General features: G+C 44.9%; 23 protein-coding genes. 9 read left to right on the top strand and 14 right to left on the bottom strand.

The features are described 5' to 3' along the window. Nucleotides 1–199: 199 nt before the first annotated feature. Nucleotides 200–844: a YkyA family protein gene (locus AC4EHK_RS05555; RefSeq protein ID WP_490977789.1), complete on the bottom strand. Its 645-nt coding sequence runs from the start codon at nt 842–844 to the stop codon at nt 200–202. Between the two features lie 147 nt (nt 845–991). Here AC4EHK_RS05555 and def point away from each other — a divergent pair, with 147 nt between their 5' ends. Then, entirely contained in the window at nt 992–1,558 is a 567-nt protein-coding gene (gene def, locus AC4EHK_RS05550) for a peptide deformylase (RefSeq protein WP_490977788.1), read from the top strand. A 21-nt stretch (nt 1,559–1,579) separates the two neighbouring features. Here def and AC4EHK_RS05545 read toward each other — a convergent pair whose 3' ends face one another. Together AC4EHK_RS05545 and AC4EHK_RS05540 are read right to left on the bottom strand one after the other, a co-directional pair. Then, nucleotides 1,580–1,813: a hypothetical protein gene (locus AC4EHK_RS05545; protein WP_490977787.1), complete on the bottom strand. Its 234-nt coding sequence runs from the start codon at nt 1,811–1,813 to the stop codon at nt 1,580–1,582. Between the two features lie 213 nt (nt 1,814–2,026). After that, nucleotides 2,027–2,797 (bottom strand): Cof-type HAD-IIB family hydrolase, encoded by a 771-nt coding sequence (locus tag AC4EHK_RS05540; protein ID WP_490977786.1) that lies wholly within the window; start codon nt 2,795–2,797, stop codon nt 2,027–2,029. A 285-nt stretch (nt 2,798–3,082) separates the two neighbouring features. Here AC4EHK_RS05540 and AC4EHK_RS05535 point away from each other — a divergent pair, with 285 nt between their 5' ends. Continuing rightward, nucleotides 3,083–3,295, top strand: coding sequence for a DNA-dependent RNA polymerase subunit epsilon (locus tag AC4EHK_RS05535; protein WP_490977785.1), 213 nt, complete (start codon nt 3,083–3,085; stop codon nt 3,293–3,295). Nucleotides 3,296–3,297: 2 nt separating this feature from the next. Next, nucleotides 3,298–4,965, top strand: a complete 1,668-nt coding sequence (gene rnjA / locus AC4EHK_RS05530) for a ribonuclease J1 (protein WP_490977784.1) — start codon at nt 3,298–3,300, stop codon at nt 4,963–4,965. Between the two features lie 179 nt (nt 4,966–5,144). Here the strand turns inward: rnjA and AC4EHK_RS05525 are convergent, their stop codons facing one another. After that, the gene (locus AC4EHK_RS05525; RefSeq protein WP_490977783.1) at nt 5,145–5,804 is read right to left on the bottom strand and encodes a potassium channel family protein; all 660 of its coding nucleotides are present in this window, start codon (nt 5,802–5,804) and stop codon (nt 5,145–5,147) included. A gap of 97 nt (nt 5,805–5,901) precedes the next feature. Continuing rightward, on the bottom strand, nt 5,902–6,198 hold the full coding sequence (locus tag AC4EHK_RS05520; protein ID WP_490977782.1) for a hypothetical protein: 297 nt from the start codon (nt 6,196–6,198) through the stop codon (nt 5,902–5,904). 391 nt (nt 6,199–6,589) lie between these two features. On the opposite strand from AC4EHK_RS05520, the gene AC4EHK_RS05515 reads away from it, so the two are divergent. From AC4EHK_RS05515 to AC4EHK_RS05490, 6 genes are all read left to right on the top strand, one after another. Beyond that, entirely contained in the window at nt 6,590–7,129 is a 540-nt protein-coding gene (locus AC4EHK_RS05515; RefSeq protein WP_490977781.1) for a helix-turn-helix domain-containing protein, read from the top strand. Nucleotides 7,130–7,144: 15 nt separating this feature from the next. Continuing rightward, complete coding sequence (locus AC4EHK_RS05510; protein WP_490977780.1) at nt 7,145–8,251, top strand: ABC transporter ATP-binding protein; 1,107 nt, start codon at nt 7,145–7,147, stop codon at nt 8,249–8,251. Next, nucleotides 8,241–9,065, top strand: a complete 825-nt coding sequence (locus AC4EHK_RS05505) for an ABC transporter permease (protein WP_490977779.1) — start codon at nt 8,241–8,243, stop codon at nt 9,063–9,065. Before AC4EHK_RS05510 ends, AC4EHK_RS05505 begins: the two co-directional genes overlap by 11 nt. Beyond that, nucleotides 9,049–9,855, top strand: coding sequence for an ABC transporter permease (locus AC4EHK_RS05500; protein WP_490977778.1), 807 nt, complete (start codon nt 9,049–9,051; stop codon nt 9,853–9,855). The genes AC4EHK_RS05505 and AC4EHK_RS05500 overlap by 17 nt, the downstream gene beginning before the upstream one ends. Further along, complete coding sequence (locus AC4EHK_RS05495; RefSeq protein WP_490977777.1) at nt 9,852–10,928, top strand: ABC transporter substrate-binding protein; 1,077 nt, start codon at nt 9,852–9,854, stop codon at nt 10,926–10,928. Before AC4EHK_RS05500 ends, AC4EHK_RS05495 begins: the two co-directional genes overlap by 4 nt. Before the next feature lie 106 nt (nt 10,929–11,034). Next, entirely contained in the window at nt 11,035–12,225 is a 1,191-nt protein-coding gene (locus AC4EHK_RS05490; RefSeq protein WP_490977776.1) for an MFS transporter, read from the top strand. A 20-nt stretch (nt 12,226–12,245) separates the two neighbouring features. Here AC4EHK_RS05490 and AC4EHK_RS05485 read toward each other — a convergent pair whose 3' ends face one another. The 9 genes from AC4EHK_RS05485 to AC4EHK_RS05445 form a co-directional block, all read right to left on the bottom strand. Continuing rightward, nucleotides 12,246–14,819 (bottom strand): VWA domain-containing protein, encoded by a 2,574-nt coding sequence (locus AC4EHK_RS05485; RefSeq protein WP_490977775.1) that lies wholly within the window; start codon nt 14,817–14,819, stop codon nt 12,246–12,248. Then, on the bottom strand, nt 14,800–16,533 hold the full coding sequence (locus AC4EHK_RS05480) for a vWA domain-containing protein (protein ID WP_490977774.1): 1,734 nt from the start codon (nt 16,531–16,533) through the stop codon (nt 14,800–14,802). The genes AC4EHK_RS05485 and AC4EHK_RS05480 overlap by 20 nt, the downstream gene beginning before the upstream one ends. 11 nt (nt 16,534–16,544) lie before the next feature. Continuing rightward, nucleotides 16,545–17,405 (bottom strand): DUF58 domain-containing protein, encoded by an 861-nt coding sequence (locus AC4EHK_RS05475; RefSeq protein ID WP_490977773.1) that lies wholly within the window; start codon nt 17,403–17,405, stop codon nt 16,545–16,547. Then, nucleotides 17,402–18,394 (bottom strand): AAA family ATPase, encoded by a 993-nt coding sequence (locus AC4EHK_RS05470; RefSeq protein ID WP_490977772.1) that lies wholly within the window; start codon nt 18,392–18,394, stop codon nt 17,402–17,404. The genes AC4EHK_RS05475 and AC4EHK_RS05470 overlap by 4 nt, the downstream gene beginning before the upstream one ends. A gap of 14 nt (nt 18,395–18,408) precedes the next feature. Continuing rightward, the gene (locus AC4EHK_RS05465) at nt 18,409–19,782 is read right to left on the bottom strand and encodes a DUF8809 domain-containing protein (RefSeq protein ID WP_490977771.1); all 1,374 of its coding nucleotides are present in this window, start codon (nt 19,780–19,782) and stop codon (nt 18,409–18,411) included. A gap of 12 nt (nt 19,783–19,794) precedes the next feature. After that, a complete protein-coding gene (locus AC4EHK_RS05460) occupies nt 19,795–20,637 on the bottom strand; it encodes an ABC transporter permease (protein WP_142826179.1) in 843 nt (280 codons plus the stop codon). Beyond that, nucleotides 20,634–21,569 (bottom strand): ABC transporter ATP-binding protein, encoded by a 936-nt coding sequence (locus AC4EHK_RS05455; protein WP_490977770.1) that lies wholly within the window; start codon nt 21,567–21,569, stop codon nt 20,634–20,636. The genes AC4EHK_RS05460 and AC4EHK_RS05455 overlap by 4 nt, the downstream gene beginning before the upstream one ends. Further along, nucleotides 21,566–23,923 carry a DUF8725 domain-containing protein gene (locus tag AC4EHK_RS05450; RefSeq protein ID WP_490977769.1) on the bottom strand — a complete coding sequence of 786 codons (2,358 nt, stop codon included), beginning with the start codon at nt 23,921–23,923 and terminating at the stop codon, nt 21,566–21,568. Before AC4EHK_RS05450 ends, AC4EHK_RS05455 begins: the two co-directional genes overlap by 4 nt. 133 nt (nt 23,924–24,056) lie before the next feature. Further along, on the bottom strand, nt 24,057–25,172 hold the full coding sequence (locus tag AC4EHK_RS05445; protein ID WP_490977768.1) for an N-acetyldiaminopimelate deacetylase: 1,116 nt from the start codon (nt 25,170–25,172) through the stop codon (nt 24,057–24,059). Between the last annotated feature and the right edge of the window lie 6 nt (nt 25,173–25,178).

The following is a 25,178-nucleotide window of genomic DNA, read 5'->3' as shown; positions in this document are numbered from 1 at the left end:
ACAATTTCGCATTCCTTATCAGTATACGTTACAAGAATAACTCGGTCAATCATAGAGAACCTTACATTATTGGCCCACAGGAAGTTAAAGATTAATCTGTTTCCGCAAACTGTACCAGTAGTTTTTATCCCCTGTATTATAATACAGGAACACAAGAACAAATCTTTTATAACACAGAAAAAACGACCCCTAAGGCCGCTTATTCTGTGCTTTCACTTAAATTTTCCAATGTAGTGTCCTTCAAGTTATTTACCTGTTGGGTTAATTCATTAAACTCTGTAACAGCCATCTGCACCTGCTCATTTTGCTCATTCACTTCGGTCGCCTTTTCTTGCAGCATTTGCAATGTGCTTTCATCGTCCATAAGCATCTCATACAATTCCTTCTGATGAACAATTAACTCTTCGTATGCTTCTGCAAATTCATCATGTGAAGCAAAGCGTTCTTGCATTTGCACTTGTAGCGCTTCTAAATCAGCTACCACAGATTCTTCTTCGGCTGATTCGATCACGCTGTCGATTTCAGCAAAATTCTCTTCGGCTAACTGCATGGACTCTTTTTCAGTCTGCAAGAAGCCAAGCCGTTCGTCTGCTGAATCCAGTGCTTCCTGTGCCTGTTCGGCTACTTCGTCCTGCTGTTCTTGTGTCAATGCCATTATTTCTTCAAATAACTGCTGCTCCGTTTTTTCACGCTCTTCCAAGTCACCCTGCACTGATCGGTAACCTTCTTCGGCATCGAACGTGTCATTTAGCACTTGATCCAAATCTTCACGAATTCCAGATCCTGAACACGCAGCCAACAACAGGAGGCTGGAGATCATGACCATAATTTTAACCTTTTTCATTCCGATTCACCCCTCAATTCCCATGAATTAACTATAGTATGCAGAAGAATAAAATACAACTGAGCCAACAGCATTTTCTTTTTTCAATTTTGCTGAGTTGAGTTATACTTAAAAGTATAGCAAGCCATTTTGAAAGGATGAAATCACTTGATTCGAATGAAAGACATTATACGTGAAGGTCATCCTACACTCAGAAAACGTTCTGAAGAGGTAAAATTCCCTCTATCTCAAGAAGATCGTAAATTGGGTGAAGACCTTTTGGAATATGTAATAAACAGCCAAGACGATGAGCTGGCTGAAAAATATGATTTGCGGCCCGGCGTCGGCATTGCGGCCCCTCAAATAAATGAAGGGAAACGTATTTTCGCCCTCCATTTTGATGAAAGCTCTGGAGAAAATCTCACCATGATTGCTGTTAATCCAAAAATTATCAGCCATTCTGTAGAAAAAGCATATTTAGCTGCTGGAGAAGGTTGTTTGTCTGTGGATCGCTCAATTCCAGGCTATGTGCCAAGGTATGCCCGGGTAACCATCAAAGCGTTGAATTTAGATGGAGAAGAAATCAAAATGCGTTTAAAGGGATTGCCTGCCATCGCATTCCAACACGAACTCGATCATTTAAACGGCGTTATGTTCTTTGACCATATTGATTCAAAAAATCCATTTGCTGAAATTGAAAATGCGATCGCGATAGAAAGAGACTCGGCTGAATAAGCCGAGTCTCTTTTTGTAGCTCTATGCGGCAAAGACCCCTGCTTCGCCAGAGCGTCTTATGTCCGTCGAATCTACACGGGCGCTTCCGCTTTTCTTTGTGTCTAGACTCCGGCAGCCAGCTCTTTGGGTCATAAGCCAACCCAGCTGTGTGGCAAAGAACGCCACTTCACTGGTCTGTCTTATGCCCAGCAGAGCTACCTGGCTGCCTTCGCTTTTCTTTGTTGTCCAGCTCCAGCGCCCAGATTCTAGGGTCATAAGTACTCTGGCTGTGCGGCTGAAGAAACACCGCTTCGCCAGAGCGTCTTATGCCCGTCGAATCTACACGGGCGCTTCCGCTTTTCTTTGTGTCCAGACTCCGGCAGCCAGCTCTTTGGGTCATAAGCCAACTCAGCTGTGTGGCAAAGAACGCCACTTCGCTGGTCTGTCTTATGCCCAGCAGAGCTACCTGGCTGCCTTCGCTTTTCTTTACTAAATCAATTTTAAATGTTTGAATGCTTTTGCTAAGCCGTCATTGTCTACGTGGTCGGTGATGAAAGAGGCGCGTTTTTTTGTTTTTTCGTGACCATTTTCCATTGCTACGCTGTAACCTGCAATATCCATCATCTGCAAGTCGTTCAGCCCGTCTCCAAATGCAATGGTATCTTCAATCGAATGGCCAGTCGCACGGATCAAATGTTCGATGCCGCTTGCCTTTGTTCCACCTTTGGGCGTAATGTCGCACGACACACGGTGCCAACGGACAAAATCGACTTCCTTGAAGGTATCCCGATACTGTTGTTCGTCTTCTTCTTCACAAAATACCAGCGCTTGGTATATTTCATTGTGCAAGTAGAATTCCTTATCCACTTCCGGATGAGGCATTTTCAAGGTTTTAATGCTTTCGTGAATATCGGGATGAAAATCAATAGAAGATACCATTTTCTTTTCATTCATGAACACAATTGGGTGGTCGCGCTGTTCTGCATACTCAAAAATATTCGTCAGCATAGCCGAATCAATCGCTTCTTTATGAATGGCTTGTCCTTTATGGGCAATATATTGGCCATTGAATGTAATGTACGTGTCGATATCAAGTTCTTCTAGTAACTTTGTGATCATGAACGGACCGCGTCCGGTAGCAATTGCTAAATCGTGGCCATTCGTTCGTGCCTGTTCCAACGCTTTTTTTGCAGAGGCCGGTATTTTTTTGTGTGAATCCAATAATGTTCCATCAATATCTAACAATAGTAATTTAGGCATTTTTTAGTCCCCCATCTTTTAAATTAAGGTCTTTAAATCAAGGCTTGACTTCTTTACAATTATCAGAAAAAACAGTATAATTCCAATAAGGAGTGGTTAGCCATGCTGAAACGTTTGAAAAGAAAACTTCTCAGACAGCTCAATGGCATCTTGAACAAAAAGAAAATTGCATAAACGTTTTCGCCCTTCTTTATAAATAAGGAGGGCTATTCTTTATTTTAGTCTAATGTCATGATAATATAAAGGAAGTGCATTTATTTGAGCGTGGAAAAAGGAGAGCAAACAATGATTTTTAAAGTATATTACCAAGAAAACCGTTTTCAAGTACCAGTTCGTGAAAATACCCAAAGCCTTTATGTAGAGGCAGCATCCGAGCGTGAAGTCCGACACCATTTAAAAGACCGCAACTACAATATTGAACTTGTTCAATTACTGGAAGGCAATCACCTCGAGTATGAACAAGCGGGCCAATATTACGAAGTTGAGAGCCTCGAATAATAATGAAATTTGTTAAGAACGACCAAACAGCTGTTTTCGCCTTAGGCGGACTGGGTGAAATCGGCAAAAATACGTACGGTGTACAATTTCAGGACGAAATTATCCTGATTGATGCCGGCATCAAATTCCCGGAAGACGATTTGCTCGGAATCGATTATGTTATTCCGGATTACACCTACTTAGTAAAAAATGTCGACAAAATTAAAGGCCTTTTCATTACACATGGCCACGAAGATCACATCGGCGGCATTCCCTATTTGCTGAAGAAAATTAATATCCCGGTATATGGCGGCAAATTGGCTCTTGGCCTATTGCGCAAAAAATTGGAAGAACACGGCTTGCTTCGCCAAACGAAAATGACTGAAATTGTAGAAGACGATGTCATCAAGTTCCGTAAAACAGCCGTTAGCTTTTTTAGCACAACTCACAGTATTCCTGATGCTTTTGGGGTTGTAGTAAAAACTCCACCTGGCAATATTGTTCATACGGGCGATTTCAAGTTTGACTTCACCCCAGTAGGCGAACCTGCCAATTTATTAAAAATGGCTCAAATTGGCAGTGAAGGCGTATTGTGTTTGCTGTCTGACAGCACCAATGCTGAAGTTCCTGATTTCACCATGTCCGAACGCAAAGTCGGCGAATCCATCAAAGACATTATGAGAAAAATTGATGGCCGCTTGATTTTTGCAACTTTTGCTTCAAATATTTATCGATTGCAGCAAGTTACGGATGAAGCGGTTGCGCAAGGACGCAAAATTGCCGTCTTTGGACGCAGCATGGACAATGCCATGACAATCGGCCGTGAACTTGGTTACATCAACGCGCCGGAAGATGCATTCGTTGATACACAAACATTAAATCGCTTGCCAGCAAACGAAGTCTTAATTCTTTGTACCGGCTCACAAGGTGAACCAATGGCCGCTCTTTCCAGAATCGCCAATGGTACTCACCGACAAATCCAAATTCAGCCAAACGATACGGTTGTTTTCTCGTCTTCTCCGATACCGGGCAATACGAGCAGCGTTAACCGTACGATCAATTTGCTGTTCCGTGCCGGAGCAGACGTCATTCACGGATCGCTTAACAACATCCATACGTCCGGCCATGGTTCAGAGCCTGAAAACAAACTGATGCTCCGTTTGATCAAACCAAAATATTTCATGCCCATACACGGTGAATACCGCATGTTAAAAACGCATGCAGGATTAGCAGTTGAATGTGACGTTCCACTAGAAAACACCTTTATCATGGAAAATGGTGAGGTTCTTGCTCTCGGGCAGGACGAAGCATCTGTTGCCGGTCGCGTTCCTTCTGGTGATGTTTACATCGATGGCAGCGGAATCGGCGATATCGGCAACATTGTTCTGCGTGACCGACGTGTCCTTTCTGAAGAAGGTCTGGTTATTGTAGTTGTCAGTGTCGATATGCAAAAGAACAAAATGGTTTCCGGTCCTGATATTATCTCTCGTGGGTTTGTCTACATGCGGGAATCCGGCACAATGATCTACGAGGCACAGCAAATGCTGAATCGCCACCTCAATAAAAAAATACACGGCAAAAACACCGAATGGGCAGAGCTGAAAAATGACATTTCTGACGTTCTTGGACCGTATTTGTACGAAAAAACAAAGCGTCGTCCAATGATTTTGCCGGTAATTATGGAAGTTTAATTTAAAAACTATTTCGTCTCTAATAGTGCACGGGTTGTTGACACCCCGTGCACTTTTTTTGTGCTGCAATCTACCTTCACAGGATCTTTAACTATACGAGTACAACACAAAAAGAGCCGCTGCGGATATGCAATCCGTGACGGCTCTTTTGTGTTGCTGCTAACATCCACTGTTCTGAATCAGTTCATCATTTTCTTCTCAAAGCGATTGATATCTGCGTCAGAACCAATGATGATCAGAATATCTTCCTGTTCAATTTCCATATCGGCCTGCGGGGAAACAATAATGTCCCCTCCCCTTTTTATAGCGACGATGTTTATGCCATAGCGTGCCCGAATATCCAGTCCAATCAAAGTATAGCCTGCCAGTTTTTGATTGGCTTTGATTTCCATGATGGAATGTTCATCCGACAGCTCCAAATAGTCCAGTACGTTGTTGGAGAGAATGTTGTGAGCAATTCGTATGCCCATGTCACGCTCTGGATGGACCACCTTATCTGCACCAATTTTATCCAACACTTTCGCGTGATAGTCATTTTGTGCCTTCACGGTAATTTTTTTTACACCAATTTCTTTTAGCATGAGGGTTGTTAAAATACTGGCTTGAATATTTTCGCCAATCGCCACAATGACATGGTCAAAATTTTGAATGCCCAGCGATTTTAATACGGTTTCGTCTGTCGTGTCTGCCACAACTGCTTGGGTTGCAATAGCAGAAAACTCATCCACCCGTTCTGAATCTTTGTCAATTGCCATAACGTCAGCATCTTGTTCAATCAATTCCCTTACAATGCTGCCGCCAAAGCGGCCTAATCCAATGACTACAAATTCCTTTTTCATATCCATCCTCCAAATCATTCATGTAGCTCCATCTTAACATAGATAGCCAGGACTAAAAGTCTTCAAATGCCTTTATTCGGACAGAAAAAAACCCCGCTTATCGGCGGGGATCTAGTGGGCGCTTCGGCCGGTTTTCACAATACTCGCAACTAATATCGGTACACGGTTCTTCGCGCCATTCATTGCAGCTGGCACAATAACTTGCATCAAATTCATCATCAAAAGTCAAAGCTGCCAAACACGTATGGCAATACGTATGGACATCCATCCAGTTAATAAAGCGCTTGTCGGCTATGAGGTACAGTCCTTGCTGGTCTTGTTTGTAATTCATAATTGATGGTTTTTGGATAACCCGGTTTTTCGGATCAAGAAAGAAGTTCATTTTGCCGTTCACATTAATCACTCCTAGAGTTTGGTCGAGCTGTTAAAATCGGAATCTCTCAGCGCCGGTGTGTTCACGGGCCGATGGTATAAAATCATTGGTATCCATTTCAAGAAGCTTAGGTTTTTCAATTCGTATCAATTCGGTTTATTTTTCATGGTTCATGTCAAAGGTTCGATTAGCTTGTTAAAAGCTAGATACCATTATTAATTTCACACTTTCTCTATGATAGTAAAAATCACCGGTAAATTGCAATAGATAACAATCCCTTATTGAAAATAAATTCCGACTTGAAATATTTAAATCGTTTCGTATAATGAATATATGCTATTAGTAAACTAAAAGTATATTTTAACTAAACTTTCGGCATGTATTCATTTATTAGGAATCGAGGAGAATTCTGATGGAAATCGGAAACAAAATTAAGCGCCTTCGATTAAAGAATGGGTTGACTCAAGAAGAACTGGGAAAACGAACAGACTTAAGCAAAGGATTTATTTCACAACTGGAGCGGGATACGAACTCTCCCTCCATCGAAACCTTTTTCACCTTGTTGGAAGTATTAGGCACGACCCCAAAAGAGTTTTTTTCGGATGAGCACGACATCAAAGTCGTATATTCTACAGGTGACCACACCGCACATATTGATGAAGAAGCCGGTTATGAAGTCGAATGGCTGATTCCCACATCCAACGAGAAAGAAATGGAGCCTGTTTACTTAACGTTGCAGGTTCAAGGGGAATTCAAAAAGTTTGAACCGTCTTCAGCTGAAACCTTTATTTATGTATTGGAGGGCAAAGTCCTCCTCTACATCGGTGATCATCAATACACGGCCTCTGCCGGTGATTCAATTTACTACGAAGCGTCTGATCATCACCAGTTGACCAATGCATTTGATGGCATTTCTGAAGTGATCATTGTTACAACACAATCTTATTTATAATCTAGGAGGGATCTTATGACTGAAACACCCATTATTCGCTTTGAAAATGTCACACAGACATATGAAGGTGCCGGCAATGTCTTGAACAATGTCAGCTTTGAACTTGAAAAAGGAAAATTTTATACATTGCTCGGCCCCTCAGGCTGCGGAAAAACCACCATCCTGCGGTTGATTGCCGGATTTGCAACACCTACCAGTGGAGATATTTATATAGAAGATAAAAAAATGAACACTGTTCCGGCCAATCAGCGCCAGGTCAATACAGTGTTCCAAGATTATGCGTTATTTCCACATTTAAACGTCTTTGAAAACATTGCGTTTGGGCTGCGCATCAAGAAAGTTAAAGGTCCTGAAGTCGAGCGACGGGTGCAAGAAGCATTGGCTTTCGTCAATCTGCAAGGCTATGAACAACGCGAAATTGCCGAAATGTCAGGCGGCCAGCGCCAGCGCGTCGCCATTGCACGCGCCATTGTCAACGACCCGGAAGTTATTTTGCTTGATGAGCCGCTTTCTGCGTTGGATCTGAAATTGCGGACAGAGATGCAATACGAATTGCGCGAACTGCAGCAGCGTTTAGGCAAAACCTTTGTTTTTGTGACACATGACCAAGAAGAAGCACTCGCTATGTCGGATGAAATTTTCGTCATGAATGCCGGACAAATCCAGCAAAGCGGAAATCCCATGGACATTTACGACGAACCCATCAACCGCTTTGTTGCAGATTTTATCGGTGAATCGAATATCGTCAGTGGAGAAATGATTGCCGATTACCAAGTGCGTTTTGCCAATAAAGATTTTGAATGTGTAGATGCTGGATTAACTCCACATGAGCAGGTGGAAATCGTCATTCGCCCGGAAGATTTGGAAATCACACCGAACGGTACAGGGAAAATGGCCGTTACCGTTGATACGCAATTGTTTCGCGGCGTCCATTTTGAAATTTCCACAATTGATGAAGTAGGCAACGAATGGCTCGTCCATTCTACGAAAAAAGTAGAAGTCGGTTCTCAAATTGGCTTGGACTTTTCGCCTGAAGCGATCCATGTTATGCGCTTGAACGAATCAGAAGAAGCATTCGATGCGCGACTGGAGTCCTACGGAGCAGCAGCCAATGAAAGATAACCCGTCGCGTCCGCTATACCTTGTTCCCTACTATTTATGGATTGCCTTGTTTGTTATTGCACCGATTGCGCTCATCTTCTATTTTTCGTTTTTAGATTTAGGTGGAGCATTTACGCTGGAAAACTACCAGAACTTCTTTTCTTCCGTTTATTTGCGAATGACTTTAAGTTCTTTCTGGTATGCTTTTCTGATTACCTTAATTACGATTGTCATTGCTTATCCGACAGCATATTGGCTAACCAAAACCAAGCACAAACAGCTTTGGCTTTTGCTGATTATCATTCCGTCTTGGATCAACTTGCTGCTGAAAGCTTATGCTTTTATTGGGATTTTCGGCTTGTACGGCCCAGCCAACAACCTGCTTCAAAGCTTTGGTGCAGGACCTTGGCAAATTTTGTTTACTGATTTCAGTTTTATCTTTGTTTCAGTTTATATTTTCATTCCGTTTATGGTGTTGCCGATTTTCAATTCACTGGATAAAATCAATCCCGCATTGATCGATGCGTCGCGCGACTTGGGTGCTTCATCGTTCACTACGTTCAGACGGGTGATTTTCCCCTTGGCAATCAACGGCGTCAAGTCCGGCGTGCAAGCCGTATTCATCCCTGCCTTGTCGCTATTCGTCATCACCCGTCTGATTGCCGGCAACAAAGTCATCACGCTCGGTACCGCCATCGAGCAGCAATTCCTGGTCACTCAAAACTGGGGCATGGGATCGACCATTGCTGTGTTCCTGATCTTGTTTATGATCATCATCATGATGCTGACTGGCCAAAAAGAAAAAGGAGGTGCACACAATGGCAAAACTAAGTAAGCCGGCGAAAATTTACTTGGCACTCGTCTTTGCCATTCTTTATGCCCCTATTTTCTATTTGATCTTTTATTCCTTTAACAGCGGCGGCACCATGTCGAGTTTTGAAGGATTTACACTGGAACATTACGGTGCCGTCTTTAACGATACCCGCCTCTTAATCATTTTGATGAACACCGTGATAGTGGCTTTACTGTCTTCTCTCATTTCAACAGCGATTGGCGTATTAGGCGCGATCGGCATCGTATTTTTGCGGAACCGCAAAACACGCAATGCCGTGTTGTCCTTAAACACCATTTTGATTGTCAGTCCGGATGTCATTATCGGAGCATCCTTCCTGATTCTGTTCACCATGATTGGCGTCCAGCTTGGCTTTGCTTCCGTTCTGATTTCCCACATCGCTTTCAGCATTCCAATTGTGGTAATCATGGTCTTGCCAAAACTGCAGGAAATGAGCAGTTCACTCATTGATGCGGCTACAGACCTTGGGGCATCCAAACGGGATATCTTAACGCGCGTCATCATTCCATATATCAAGCCGGGCATCTTTGCTGGATTTTTCCTTGCTTTGACTTATTCACTTGACGATTTTGCCGTCACTTTTTTCGTCACAGGAAACGGGTTCTCGACGCTGTCAATTGAAATTTATTCCATGGCACGCGCTGGAATTACCTTGACGATCAATGCTCTTTCCGCATTAATATTTGTCGTCACGCTCGGCTTGGTCCTGGGCTATTATTTCTTTACTCAAAAGGCTGGACAACCGCCTGGAACAGGAGGTGCTAACGTATGAAGGAAATCACCAGAGCCGCTATCGCTATTGTTATTGTATCGGCCATTCTTATGTATACCGTCAATGTCTTAGAAAGAAGTTCAGCGACAGCTGATGGCGGCACCATTTCTGTTTACAATTGGGGCGAGTACATCGATCCTGAACTGATTGACCAGTTTGAAGAAGAAACCAATATTTCCGTCGTTTATGAAACCTTTGATTCGAATGAATCGATGATGACCAAAATCGAACAAGGCGGCACCACTTACGATGTGGCTATGCCTTCTGAATATGCGATCGAAAAAATGAAAGATAATGATTTGCTGCAGCCGATCAACCACGAATTGATTCCAAACTTGCAAAATATCGATCCGTATTTTCTTGACCTTCCGTTTGATCCAGGCAATGAGTACTCCGTTCCTTATTTTTGGGGAACTGTCGGCATCGCGTTTAATCCCACTTTGCTCGAAGGCCAAACGTTTGAGAGCTGGAACGATTTATGGGACCCAACGCTCCAACAGGAGGTCATCTTGGTCGATAGTGCACGCGAAGTCATCGGCATGGGATTAAACAGCTTAGGCTATTCCTTAAATTCAACCGATTTGGATGAGCTGCGTGAAGCTACCGACAAATTAAAAACGATGGGGCCAAATGTGAAAGCGATTATTGGGGATGAAATTGTCGAAATGATGCGCCGCGAAGAAGCGGCTGTCGCCGTTACTTGGTCTGGACAAGCGGCTGATATGATGTGGATTAACGAAGACATCGATTATTCTGTTCCAGAAGAAGGCTCAAATTTGTGGTTTGATAACATGATCATTCCATCAACAGCTGACAACGTCGAAGGCGCACATGCGTTTATCAATTTTATGCTGGACCCTGAAGTCGCGGCACAAAACGCTGATTATGTCGGTTACTCTACACCGAACGAACAGGCCATCGCTTTAATGGATCCTGAGGTTACGGGAGATGAGCGGTTTTATCCACCAGAAGAACTCCGGGAACGTCTGGAAGTGTACGAAAATCTAGGTCTTGAAATGCTCGGTACGTACAATGAATTATTCTTGGAGTTTAAAATGGATATGGAAAATTAACAGGCAGAACTTTTGCCTGTTTTTTTTTGTGTATTTGGGGTATAGTATGTAGATTCTAAAGTCTAAAATTTAGTGAGTCGAAATAACAACGAAAGAAGGTCTCTCCATGGCCGTAAGATCCAATAAGTTTGCACTTTATGTGCTGATGTTCAACATGTTCATTGCTATGAGCGGGATCGGGCTGATTATCCCGATTATGCCTGCCTATCTCGATACATTCGGTGTGGCCGGCCAAGCTCTTGGCACTTTAATTGCCACTTTTGCCTTAGCACAATTTCTTTTTTCTCCATTGTCCGGACAGCTTTCCGATAAATATGGCCGAAAAAACTTGATCATCTTTGGCTTGATTGTTTTTGGTTTATCCCAGCTGGCATTCGGACTAGCCTCTCATTTATGGATTCTCTACCTTGCCCGATTCTTCAGTGGTTTGGGTGCAGCATTTTTAATCCCACCAATGATGGCATTTGTAGCGGATATCACAACTTATGAAGAGCGAGGAAGAGGGATGGGCTTGCTCGGCGCTTCAATGTCTCTTGGCTTTATGATAGGTCCTGGAATCGGTGGATTTTTAGCAGAAGTCAGCATAGAGTTTCCTTTCTATATCGCCACTGCCGTAGCCCTGATTGCAGCCTTTATATCCTTTGCTGTGCTGCCGAATGTAGCCCCATCAATTAAGGCCGCCGATACGAAATCAGAAAACTTGCTTCAGCAGATGAAGCGTTCCACTTATACACCCTATTTTGTTATGCTACTGGTGATGTTTATTTTCGCTTTTGGTTTAGCCAACTTTCAGTCGACCATTGCCTTATACGCAGACAAGAAATTCGGATTTACACCAAAGGAAATTGCCATTCTCATCACTGTCGGCGGTTTTGTTGGGGTAGTTGTCCAAACCTTTGTCATTGATAAGCTCTTTAAACGCTTTGGCGAGATGAAAGTCATTCTGGTCAATTTGCTGGTATCGGCAGCTGCAATGATTGGCATTTTGTTTGTCAGTTCGTTCTGGGCGATTTTACTGGTTTCAGCTGTATTCTTCACTGCCGCTTCCCTGCTCCGTCCGGCCATCAATACCTTGATTTCCAAATTGGCAGGAGATGAACAAGGTTTTGCAGCAGGTATGAACAATGCCTATATGAGCCTTGGCAACATGATTGGCCCAGCACTCGCCGGCGTTTTGTTTGATATCAACATGAGCTATCCTTATATTTTAGGAACTGCCATTTTGATCGTTTGTTTCTTTATCGCAAATACCTGGTCAATGCGAAAACAGCAGCTTTTGGCCACGAGCCGGAGCTAAAAATAAAAAGCGAAAAAGAGTCAGTTTCTCTTTTTCGCTTTTATTAATTGATCGATTGCCGCAGGAGAAGAAGCCTCTTCCCTTGCGGCTTTTCTTTTTGTCAGTGGCTTTGGCAACCCAAAGCGCCGCAGCGTGATATCAATGAAAAACAGCACCATAGCGGCCAACAACAGAAACAGCTGAACTGGGCGAATCGTACCACTGGTATAGGACATATCACGGAAGGCGTCTTCCATGGTGGTCAATACCTGTCCACCTGTCCGTTCAGCCAGCGTTGTCAATAAAGGCATGTTTGTGTCTGCCGTTCGGTATTCGTCGCCATAAGGGATCGTCAGACCCGTTTTATAGGCGGCTCCGCTTTCATTCGTGATACTGAAAAAGACCAATCCCGGATCGGCATCCACTTTAACATCCACTTTGCCTGGTGCTACCGGCTCTGTTTGCAGCGGAAGCTCATTGCCTTGCTCGTCGACTGCAGTCACGTTCAGAATGGCTGAACTTTGTGTAGGATCTTCAACCGTGTAAACTCCTTGTTCTTTTCGGGTCACTGAGTAGGGAATTTCTTCGAACGCCGGCAGCAACTCGGCAACGCTGCGATTCCAAAAATCCGGCCACCTGTCCCAGTTCTGGAAATCTCCGCTCCATGCACCGCTTCCGGATGTATAAGCGACTGTTTTGCCCAGACCATAATTCCAGCTGGCAAGCACCGGATCGCCTTCTTCGCTTTCCAACGCAACGGCTGCTGTGCTTTTTGCTGTCGTTGCAATGTACGCGTTTAACTGAGGAACACCGTCTCCAAACAACTCATTCCACTGGCTGTCATAAACAACTGGATAAAAAGGTTCATCCACAATGAATGTGCGAGACATCATGATGGTTTCCCGCGACAAGATAGCCGGAATCGTTGTGGCATCGGTCACATCGTAAAAACGGCCGCTTCCGGTGTTTGCCAATTGCTCCAGCAGATTCCGGTCCGCATCCTGTCCGATTGAGACCGTGGATAAGGTGATGTTATTGTCTTTGCCGCCTTCAATCAATGCGTCATAATCATTGGAAGTTGCCGATTGGCCATCCGTCAGCAGGATAATGTGCTTTCGCTGCAACTCCAAATTTTCCAATTCCATATAAGCCTGCTGCAACGAGCGATAAATTTCAGTCCCGCCGCCGGGGGTAATGCCCAAAATTTTATCCACAGCTTCTTGTGGATCGGTCACTTTGGCTGTCGGCAAAATTTCCCACGGCTGATCGTCAAAAGCGATGACCCCCAATGTATCGTCCGGCCGAAGCAGTTCAACCGAACGGGCTGCCGCTTCTTTCGCCAATTCCATTTTCATGCCCATCGTGCTTCCGGAACGATCCATCACAATCATCAACCCAAGTGAAGGCAATTCGTGCTTGCCTTTCACTTCCATTTCAACCGGCAGCAAGCGCTCAATAGGCGTTTTAAAATAGCCGCCAAGGCCGAAGCTTTGTTCACCGCCGACCATCATAAATCCAACCCCAAATTGCTGAACAGCTTGTTCGATGATGTTCATCTGCTGCTCACCAACCGATGTACCTGAAACATTATCGAAAATAATGGAATCATAACGAAGAATAGCAGACAAGCTGGTCGGCAATTGATCGGAAGCCAGCTCAGTCACGCGCAAGTTGTTTGTGTCTAATAAAGCGGGTATCGGACTGCCCTCTTCTCCGCTGACCACCAAGATATCTGGATTTCCAGATACTTCGGTGAGGCTGGCCAGTGAATTATTTTCTAAAAATGCATCTTGCGCTGTTTCCAAACGTACTTCGTATTTTAAGAGGCCTTCTGAATTTGCCGGATATGAATAAGTAAAGACGTTTTGCCCCTCTGCCAATTCGATATCTAGTGCATCCAAATCACGGTCATTTACAGAAAAAACCAACCTCGCTTGAGCTGCTGCATCTGCATCGACCGTGACATTAAAAGATTGCGCTTCCCCCAGAAATGCCCGCGAAGGGGTTTCAAAACGGCTGATGGCTACATCGTTTTGTACTGTTTGTTCGACCGGCCAAACATCTACCTGCAGCCGTTCAGATTCCAAGCGGTTTAAACTTTCCAGAGCCGAAGACTGCGTTTCATTGCCATCGGTTAAGATGACCAGACGCGTCGCCAGATCCGTATCGCCGCTGTTTGAAGCAAGTTCCAGCGCACGCGCAATATTGGTGTGCCCTTCTTGGCTTACAGCCAGTTCGGCAGGCAAAGTGTCAGGGTTTGTTGTTATGGGCACAAGACTCAAAAAATCCTCAGCAAACGTATAAATCCCAACCGATTGATGATCTTTTTTTGCTGACAACGCCGTTTCTACGGCAGCTGCCATCTCTGTCTCCATTCCCTCCAGAGAAGCAGATCGATCAAGCAGAAAAATAACCTGCTCCTCTTTCACCGAGCGAAACAGGGAAGGAACTGCCAACGCAAAAATCAACAAAACGACAGTCGCTATCCGGAGGACATAAACCGTTTTCGCCATTTTGGAGTTGGCTTTGAAATTTTTTATTCCAAACCAGCCAAAATAGAGGAGTGCCGGGACAAGCAATAAGAGCCAAAGCGGTTCATCGAGTCGCAATTCCACGGCGGTACACCTCCCATTCCGCAATAACCAGCAGCAGGATCAATGCGATAATAAACGGCACAAATGAAAAGCGGACCGTGTCTTGAGCTGTTTCTGCTGCGCCCATCGTGTATGTTGAGCCCACAGCCAAAGTTTTCTCTTCGCTGGCAAGTTGAACAATTAAGGCCATCGTCTCTGCATCTCCGATCACCTCATAAACTCCAGGTTCGGTAGGCGCAATAAGTGGACCACTGCCTTCAATATAAGAATGGCTGTATGCGCCATCTTTAAAGATTTCCCACTCTCCGGTGTCGGAAGCCAGAGACACGGAGCGGTGTTCGTTTGGCTGGAAAAACCCAAGAAATTCCTCATCCCCGGATAAGCTGTTCATGGCACTCCAAAGGAATAACGGAAACGACGGGGAAAGTGGCCAATCTGTCGACTGAACATCTGCCAATACTACGATATCGCCTTTTGGAGACAATTGAATAAAAGGCTGTCCATCAATCGATGCGATGGTTTCATAGCCATTAAAAGGCGGATACAGTTGGGAAACGAATACTTCTTCCAGTTCGGCATACGCAAATAACGGGTGTTCCTGCGTTTCAATTTGTCCTGAAACTTCAACTGCCGTTTCATCATTGCGGCCGATTAACAAGATGGGTGCCTCTTCTTCCAATAACTCGCTTTGATTGGTCACAATCGGCAATCCTGAATCTGGCTGCAATTGGGCTGCCTCAGACAAGTTAACATCGAGGTCAAGCGAACGAAAGCCGCTGGCAATCAATTCATGCAATGCCGAATCAATGACGACCGCATCTCCCGGAGGCGTTAAGTAAGCAGCCATTGTGTTATCAGCTGCATAATCGTCCTGCACGTCAACAGTCGCCTGCCAGCTTTTTTCAGTTGGCAAATCTTCGAAAGGAACCAATCGTACTTCAGCCGCTGCCAGCTCCACTTCCATGGTTTTTTCGATATCACCAGCGGACAGCCGGACTGTAGCGGGCAATGCTTCATCGCTGCCATTGACTAGCTGAACAATACCACGGACACCGTCTTCCGCTTCGGAAAGACCAAACTGTTGGATGGAAACATTGCGGAGTGTATCAGAAACGCCATGAACTTGATAGCTTTGTCCGGTTTTACTGGCCAACAGTTCACGGTCTAAGCTATCGGTAAAAATGTGGATAACTGTTGAATCAGTGATGGCCAAGGTATCGGCAAATAAAACGGTTTGTTCCATTTCAGCCTCTTCATAGCTTACCGTTAATTGATCCACTGCTTGTTCAATCGCTTCCAGTTCCTGCTCATTGCGGAGGACCACTTCTGGACTGGTGCCGGTTGTGACGATCGTTACCGGTTTGCCGCCCGCTTGTGCAGCCAAACTTTTCATCTCCTGCTGGTGCTTTTCAAAATGAGAAGGCGAACCGGCCAGCATCGTCGCTGAAGTATCCACGACAAAGATAAAATCATTGCCTGCCAGTGTTTCCGACTCACTAAACGGTCCAAGCAGTGCCAGTACGCACAGCAGAAGCGCTGCCAATTGCAAATAAAACAATAAATGATGCTGCAGTTTTTTCAAATACGGGGAAGCTTGCAGCTCCTTCATCCGTTCTTGCCAAAAAAGCGTCGAGGATACGTGTTGGTCCCTGTATTTTTTTCTAAAGAAATAATAGAGGATCACAGCCAGCGGCATCACTGCTGTCCAGATCATTCCCCAATTTGATGCACCCATGCCGCTTCACCTCACTCGATCCAATTTTTTCGCATCATCTGATGAAATAGCACTTGCTCAATTCCATCTTCTGCATGCACTGGCAAATAAGCTATGCCGTAAGTTCGGCAAAGCGATTCCAGCCCTTTGGCATGAAGATCGCTTTGTTGCTGATATGCGCGCAGCGCCTCTTCTGTAACCGTCACATTCAATACTTGCTGTGTTTCGTCGTCTATAAAACGGAGGTCTCCCCTATAAGAGGGGGCGCGTTCTTCTTCCGTACTGATGTGGATAAACCGGAGGTCATGTGCATATGCAGGTGCCTGTTTGAAAAAAACGTGCCAGTCTTCGAGCGGTTCCAATCCATCCGAAACGATGAAAAGCACCGTGGAATCTTTTGCTGCATAGAAGCTTGCCTGCTTGGCAAAGGAAAGATTTTTCGGGTCCGGCATCGAAGCTAGAAAATGCTCAAACAGTTTTTTCGCAGACTTCCCTTTTTTGCGAAAAGGCACAATTTCTTTTTGTCCAGATGAGACCGTCAGGCGATCGTCACTTCCTAACACCATCAGCCCCAGGGAAAAGGTCAGCTGTTTGGCAAACAGCCATTTGCTGTCCATCGATTTTGAACTGTCGATCAGGAGATGAACACGCATCTCCTGTTCATCCAAAAAGCGCTTAATATAAACACGTTCGGTTCGGGCATAAACGTTCCAGTCGATGTGGCGAACATCATCTCCGGGATGATATTCGCGAAAATCGGAGAAATCCAAAGAGCTGCCAAAACGCATCGACCGATGAGAGCCTTTGTGATGCCCCCTGATTTTCGCTTTGGTTCCAATGGCGTAGCGGCTGAGGCGTGAACCCCAATCAGCCGGTAAGTTCAATAAAGTCATTTTAAAACGCCTTTTCCAGCTGTGCTGAGTACCAAATCTATCAATTCATCCGCTTGTTTGCCGATTGCCTCAGCTTCGTAATTCAATAGGAGGCGATGCCGCAATACAGGCTTGGCAACATATTTCAAGTCGCCGATAGAAACATGGTAGCGGCCTTCCATCAATGCTCGTGCTTTTGCCAGACGGATCAAACTCTGCAGACCACGCGGTCCACTGCCATACTGCACATACTGCTGAATGGAGTCGTGCTCTGAATGCTCCGGATGGGTATTTTGAATAATGTCGACTGCCACCATCAAAATGTCTTCTGCCATCAACACTTCTTTAACCATCTGCTGTGCCCTAATCAAGCTTTGGGTGTTCATCTTTTTATCAAGGCTTACCGTATCAGCTCCGGTTGTTCGGCGACTGATTTCGGCAAGCTCATTGCGGCTTGGATAGGAAACCAGGATTTTGCATAGAAAGCGATCCATTTGCGCTTCCGGCAGCGGATAAGTTCCTTCCATTTCGATCGGGTTTTGGGTAGCCAGTACAAAAAATGGCCGTGCCATCACTTTAGTGTCTCTCAAGATGGTCACCGTTTTTTCTCCCATTGCTTCCAGTAATGCACTTTGGGTTTTAGGAGTTGCCCGGTTGATTTCATCAGCCAGCACCATTTGATGAAAAATTGGTCCCTCCCGGAATGTAAACTGCTGTCGCCCTTCTGCATCCCGCTCGATCAAACTTGTGCCAGTAATATCCGATGGCATCAAATCAGGCGTAAACTGAATTCTTGAAAACGACAAATCGAGCACATCTGAAATAGTTCGAATCAACATGGTTTTGCCAAGCCCGGGAAGCCCTTCAAGCAGCGCATGGCCGTCCGCCAAAATAGCATACATGGAAAACTCAACTGCGCTTTCCTGCCCTACAATAAAACGTCCGATTTCTGATCTTACTTCCCCAAGCAGCTGACTCATTTCTGTAAATTGGTCGGTTGTATACGTCATAAAACCCCTCTTTTCTATTCTTCGGTTTCGATATCCGTAAAGTATTGTTCTACAACGGTTTGCAAATCAGGCGGCAATTGCAGGCGATCTGCGCTTGAAAAATAAGATGCTGAATACTCACCCACTACGTCGGCGTATGGTTGCACGCTGCCTGCAGTTGCCGCAACAGACCCTTCCTGTTCCCCTGCGGCTTGACCTTCTCCAATTTTTCCGTTATCAACTGCCGTATCGCCTTCTCCGCCGATGCGAGCAGGTACAGTCAACAAGTCGCGGCTGCCTTGGCCCTGGCCAGCTCCTTGCCCTGAGCCTTGTCCTTGACCCTGTCCTTGTCCTTGTCCTTGACCCTGGCCTTGGCCTTGTCCTTGTCCTTGACCCTGGCCTTCATTTTCGCCTTGCCCTTCAGCTTCCCCTTGGCCGTTTTCTGGCTCTTCAGCTTCTCCTGCATTTTCTCCATTACCAGATCCCTGACCATCAGTATTGGACTCACTGCCTTCACTGGAAGATTCCCCGGCAGCGGAACCGCTTGGGTTTTCCTCGCCAGATTGCCCACGATTAGCAATGGTCTGCTGCAAGGGAAATGCTACCGGTTTGCCCATGTTGCTCAAAGCGGTTTGGGTTTTTCCTGCCTGGTCAGCCAATCTGTCGGAAACTTCTTCGAGATCCTGAGAAACAGCTTCAGCTTCTGCAGTTTGTCCTTCCGCCAGCTGCCGTTTTTTCAAATCCAGCTCTTTTTGTTTTTTGACAAGCTCTTTCAGCACAGCTTCCGGATCTTCAATATTTTCAATTGCTGCTTTCAATGCTTCCATTTCTTTTTTTACTGCTTCCGTTTCTGCCTGCTTTTCTATGTCATCAATTTCTTTTTTGATGTCTTGTACCAGTTCCAACTCTTCTTCAACATCATTTGCCTGATTTTGCAGATTGCTTGGAAAAACCAGTAGAAGCATCATCAGTGCGCCGCTTGCTACTGCCCCAATCAGCCATTTTGGTCGAAGCCAAGCTTTACGTTCTTGACGAAACAGCTGGTAGCTAAAAGGCACAATTGCTGCAGTTTTGTTCGTTAACATTTCTGCCAGCGCATTTTTTTCGTTCAGTTTCCATACGGTCAGCAACTGATTGTGCGGTGTGAAACGGTCCAACTCTTGGACTGCCTGTTTGGTACTCGGCAAATTTTTCATCGTCAACAAGATCCAACTTGCGATAGCGGCAAATCCCGCTGCATATGCATAAAATTCATAATAAGGAAGCACAAACAACCGCGATACCAGAAGCAAACCAGCTGCTGAAGCAAATCCTGCAAACAAGGCGAACTGAAAGCTGCGGGTGAAATGAAGCATTCGCAGCAGCCTGTCTGTCTTTTTGACATACTTTTGGATATCGCGGTTGGTCATGAAATTCCCTCCTTACTTGTATTTATTCATATTGACTCGAAGCTTTTTGACTGCCAGAAAAATACTGGCGACGGTTAGCAAACTGTAGAAGATTACGTACCCGATCCACAGCGGAATCGATATCATAGTTACAGCTTGCAACTGATCTTCCATAGGTGGTTGCAGCAAAGTTAACAACACTGCCGGTGGGTTAATGGAAGCCCAGAAATGAGCCAAGGGTGACATGCTCGGCGCACCCGAACCCATCTGTGAAACTTGCACCGAGATCAACAAGAAAAACGCTGTGACACCTGCGATGAAAATCATGGCGCCATAGGTTGCAATGATCGCAACAATGGTCTTTCGGATTAATGTTGAAAACATCACGCCGATGCTGGCGATTGCCAGCAAAGTCAGCAAATAAAACAAAAAGATGTAAAACAATTGGCTGGGTGAAACCCCTCCATACAAGAATACCAAACTGTAAATCGGCAATCCGGATACAATCATCAGCAACAGAAAAGCAATGGATGATGTCATTTTCCCAAAAATGATTTGAAAAGAAGTCTGGGAGGTGGTCAGCAAAATATTCAAGGTTTGTTTTTCACGCTCAGAACTGATGGTTCCTGCAGTCAATGCAGGTGTAATAAATAAAATCAAGCCCAATTGAATGTACGTCATGATGCTAAATAGCATAAAACTTTCATCTGGCCGGAAAAATCCATTTCCGGTCAAAGACGTTGCCAAAAAGATAAAACCAAAAACGAAAATGCTCATGGCAATCAAGTAAAACAAAATTCCCGTAAAGCTTTTCAGGTTGCGGAAACGCAATTTAAGTTCTTTGATCAGCACAGGATTGGTAAGGAGGGTTTTCATCCGATTTCCACTCCTTTTGTAATTGCCATAAATACATCTTCCAAATCAGTTTCTTCTTCCGAAAATGACAGGATCGGTACGTTTTGAGCGATCGCTTGCTGCAGTAAACGCAATTGATCTTGTTCGGTTCCCCGATAGAAAAATTGAATGGTATGTTTATCCTGCTGTTCTTCGATTTGGGAAACAAAAGGATCCATTTCAAAAAATGGTACGACCGAATGAGTATCACCCATTACTTTGACCCGAAGCACTTTTTCGCTTTGCAGTTGCGCTTGAATCGCGTGTACAGAACCCTGTGCAATCAACTTGCCATTATCGATGACTCCGATGCTGTCGCACATTTCAGCAAGTTCCGGCAAAATATGCGATGAAATCAAAATGGTTTTGCCCATTGCTTTTAGCTCTCTCAAAATATCCCGCATTTCGACGCGCGCACGCGGATCGAGTCCAGAAGCCGGTTCATCCAAAATCAGAATTTTTGGGTCATGAATCAATGCGCGCGCTAAACATAGCCGTTGTTTCATCCCGCGTGACAATAAATCCACATAGTCATAGCGTTTGTTCTCCAAATTGACCAGTTCCAGCAGTTTGGGTATCAGCACCGCACGCTCTTTCGGTTTGATGCCATAGCTCGCTCCGTAAAAATCCAAATACTCATCTGTTTTTAACTGATCGTAAACTCCAAAGAAATCCGGCACATAACCAATTTGCCTGCGCACTTCCTGCGGATTTTTGGTGACACTTATGCCATTGATAAACGCATCGCCCGCTGTTGGCTGAAGAAGCGTTGCCAGTATCGAAAAAGTCGTTGATTTCCCCGCACCGTTTGCACCGACAAAACCAAAAACGGTGCTGTCTTCCACAACCAGATTTAAATCTTGAAGCGCATAAAACGAACCGTATTTTTTGGTCAATCCAATTGTTTCAATCACGGAGCAATCACTCCTTTCAATTTAACTTTTGGCACGACAACTTCAGCAGTTGCTGAACCGTCCGTCATTTCAAGTTTTAACTGGATGTCTCCATCCTCTCCTATATAGTTTATCGCATTATCGGTGAAATTTTGGTTGGCTTCGGTGATTTCCTCGTAGTCTCCACTGTCATGATTTAATAGTGTGACTGCTAGTCCCTGGCCTGAAGTGGCGATTGAAAGTTCATTCCATTCAGCTTTTGAAAGTTCTATATCTTCTGGAAGCGTATAGGTCAGGTCATAGTTTCCAGGCTCCAAATAAAATAAGTAAGGATCATTCGACATATTATCGAAATAGGCATTTGTACTGGTACCAGCCAGTTCCATGCCGAAAGCATCCGCATTCAAACTAATCTCTCCACTCAAAGTCAATTTTGGTTTAAAGCTTTGTGCAAGCAAATGGACTGAGTCTACAGAAGCCCGCTGATTTTCCAGGGTGATTGGTACGATGGCATCCTGCGTATAGGCAATCACATATGGCGACTTTCCATTTTCAGACATTTGTTCATAGGAAGTTGAAAGCAACGATTGGCGACGTGCTTTTTCCAACTCTTCCAAATCAGCAATGGGCTGGTAGCCATAAGATTGGCCGATAGCTGCTGCCGGTGAAAGAATATCCGATTGGATTGTTTCATCCACCGCCACTTCTTCGCCAGGGCTCAGGTCGCCCAGATCCAATAAGCGTGTACCCGTCCAAATTGAAACGTCTTGCACTCCAAATGAAAAGTTATTAAGGATGGTTCCCACCACTTTATTATCGGCCACTTCCAAATCAATTCCGAAGTTTCCTGTGTTTTCTATATAGGACTGGCCCATGATTGATTCGACAGACCAATAACGCATATCCCGAACTGTCATTTGATTGCTGGTTGCGCCCTTTTCCATCATGGCTGAGAGATGTGGCTGGGTCCCGGAAAATTCACTGGCCATTCGGTAGGTCATCGTCGTGGTAGAAGGAGCTGTGAATTGATAATCCCCACCTCGATTTGATAGCAATGAATTGACATAATAGCCATTTAATCCGTTATCGGCATCCACCTCAAAAAAACCAGTTTGCTGTATTTGCGGGTTGCCGATTCGGTCTTGGGCTCCATACGCAAAAAGTCCCAGCGAGGTCAACAAAGCAACAGCAGGAATGATAAACCAAGCGAATTCCCGTTTGTCCCTTTTCTTCAAAACGATGTAAAGAACCGGTACAATTAATAGAATATAAAGCACAATGATGGCAATAATAAACGGTTTTGAAACAGCAAAGCTGTCAAACAACTCATTGACATCCCCAACTTCATATGTCATATAATCAAGAATTGACTGGCCACCCATCGAATTATAATTGGTTACTGGTGCCGGAAAATAATTTGACATCATTTGGCTATAGCCTTTTTGTGCCGACACAGGTTCATCTCCAAGAGAAAAACTCATCTGGGTCACATTCCCCGAACCTACAGACTGTGTGGCAGCAAATACTTGTCCATCATTTTGCAGCTTGACTGCAGCTCCTTCTTTAGCTGTTGCTTGGAAAGCTGGTACTGGATTTTCAAGCCCTGAAACCGAAACATTGATTTCATCCCCCAGCGTTAATGGCAGGTATTCGCTTAAGTTGCCAAGCTCTGCTTCCAAATTGCTGGTCGAACCTGTAACGACATGGCCACCTTGCTGGACCCATTGCAAAATGGCTTGTTGAGTCGGCTCTGGCAAATCGCTATATGAAAACTCGTCAATGACCAAGTAGTCAATCATACTCCAAGCCTGTGCTTCCGTCGGCAAAGAAAAATTTTGCAGCTGATTCAGGTGAATCACTTCCACCCCTTCACCGGATGGTACGGCAAGTTGTTTTAATGGCTGCAAGCGGTCTTGGTTATCGGTCAAGGTGGCAACAAACATTGTCCCTGGCGAATAGTAACTGGGCTGTATCGTTTTTTTGCCTTTGAAAGCAATTGATTCGCCTTCTTCCCAGCCGCCCTCAAACAGAAAAATGCTTTGATCGTTAGGGCCACCTGTATAATTCATGTCTGATAAACCCGACGACGCGATGTGTAGCGTCTTGCTTTCGCCTTCAGCAAGTTCAATCGGCATAGCCATACCAGCTCCAAGATTATAGGTTTCCGAGTAACTGATTACCAAGTCCCCTGAAAACGCCGAGCCTTCGTTGGTAACTGTAAACTGAAGGGGCAAGCCTTTTTCATACTTGACCTTATTTTGAAATCCGGCACTAGAATCCACGGTAATTTGTGGTGCCGCCAACGATAGCTGCGGCATGATAAATAAACTAATAAGCAATGCAAAAGCAATTAATGCCAGCAAGCGTTTATGCATGATGATCCCCCTTTTACGCGTCTCTTTATTAGTACGCTGGCAATGAAAAATAGTTCCATCTTCTTACAAAAAAAGCATCTTTTAAATCACTTTCTTTCCAGAAAAAAGAACGGACAGCAAATGCTATCCGTTCTTATAGTTCCGAAAAGAACTTGTGGATAAATTCAGGCATGAAACTGAGGATTTTTTCATCCGGCTCCAGCTTTGCGTGGTGCAATCCGTATGGTGAGGAAACACCAGCCCAGAACATCAGTCCAGGGAGCTGCTCGGTAAAATAACCAAAATCTTCGCCTGTCATGGCTGCATCACTGCGTATGGCTGTTATGCCTTCTGATTTACTGGCATATTCCAGAAATTTTTCTGCCAGCGCCTCATCATTCGTCACTTGCAAGTAGCCCGAACCGTAATCAATACGGATCCGGCAATTATAGGCTTCTTCGACCGCACGGCAGAAACCTTCAATCCGCTGCTTCATATGAATCATCGATTCACTGTTTAAGGTGCGGATCGTTCCCTCCAACCGTGCGTGCTCAGCAATCACGTTTTGAACCGTTCCCGCACTCATCTTACCTATGGTCAGAACGGCTGAGTCCATTGGATTGACGTTGCGGCTGACAATTGTCTGCAGCTGCATCAACAACGAAGCAGCTGCAACTGCCATGTCTTCGGTCAAATGCGGAAAAGCAGCATGGCCGCCCTTGCCATGAAGATCAATAAACAATTCTGAAGTATTGGCAAACAACAAACCTGGTCGGGTGCCTACTGTACCGACTGGAAGTTCCGGCGCAATATGCAGCGCACAAATCACGTCCGGCAGTAAATCAGGCCGGTCGTTTTTCAGCCATTCACGAAATGGCAAGGCTCCGCCTGGACCTTCTTCTGCAGGTTGGAACAAAATCACAGCGTCATCTTCAATTGGCTCATCTAAAAGTTTTTTCAGCAGCCCAAGTGCAACGGCCATATGAAGATCATGGCCGCATGCGTGCATAAATCCTGGATGAGTCGATTGAAATGGCAATGCTGTTTCTTCCTGTATTGGCAAGGCATCAATGTCTGTTCGCCAACCAATCCGCTTAGAAGGATTAGTGCCGATCACTTTGACCGCGATCCCCGTCCGCCACTCGACCACTTCTAACCGTCCTTGCGGCAACTGCGAGATCGTTTTCAAAAGATACGCTTGTGTCTTCACTTCCTGAAAACCAATTTCCGGAATCTGATGCAGATCTCTTCTGATTTTTACTAACTCCATCGGGTT

The sequence above is a fragment of the Planococcus sp. TJ-307 genome (genome assembly GCF_058268435.1).
The sequence above is the reverse complement of the archived record's forward strand: the minus strand, read 5'-3'. Positions and strand labels throughout refer to the sequence as shown.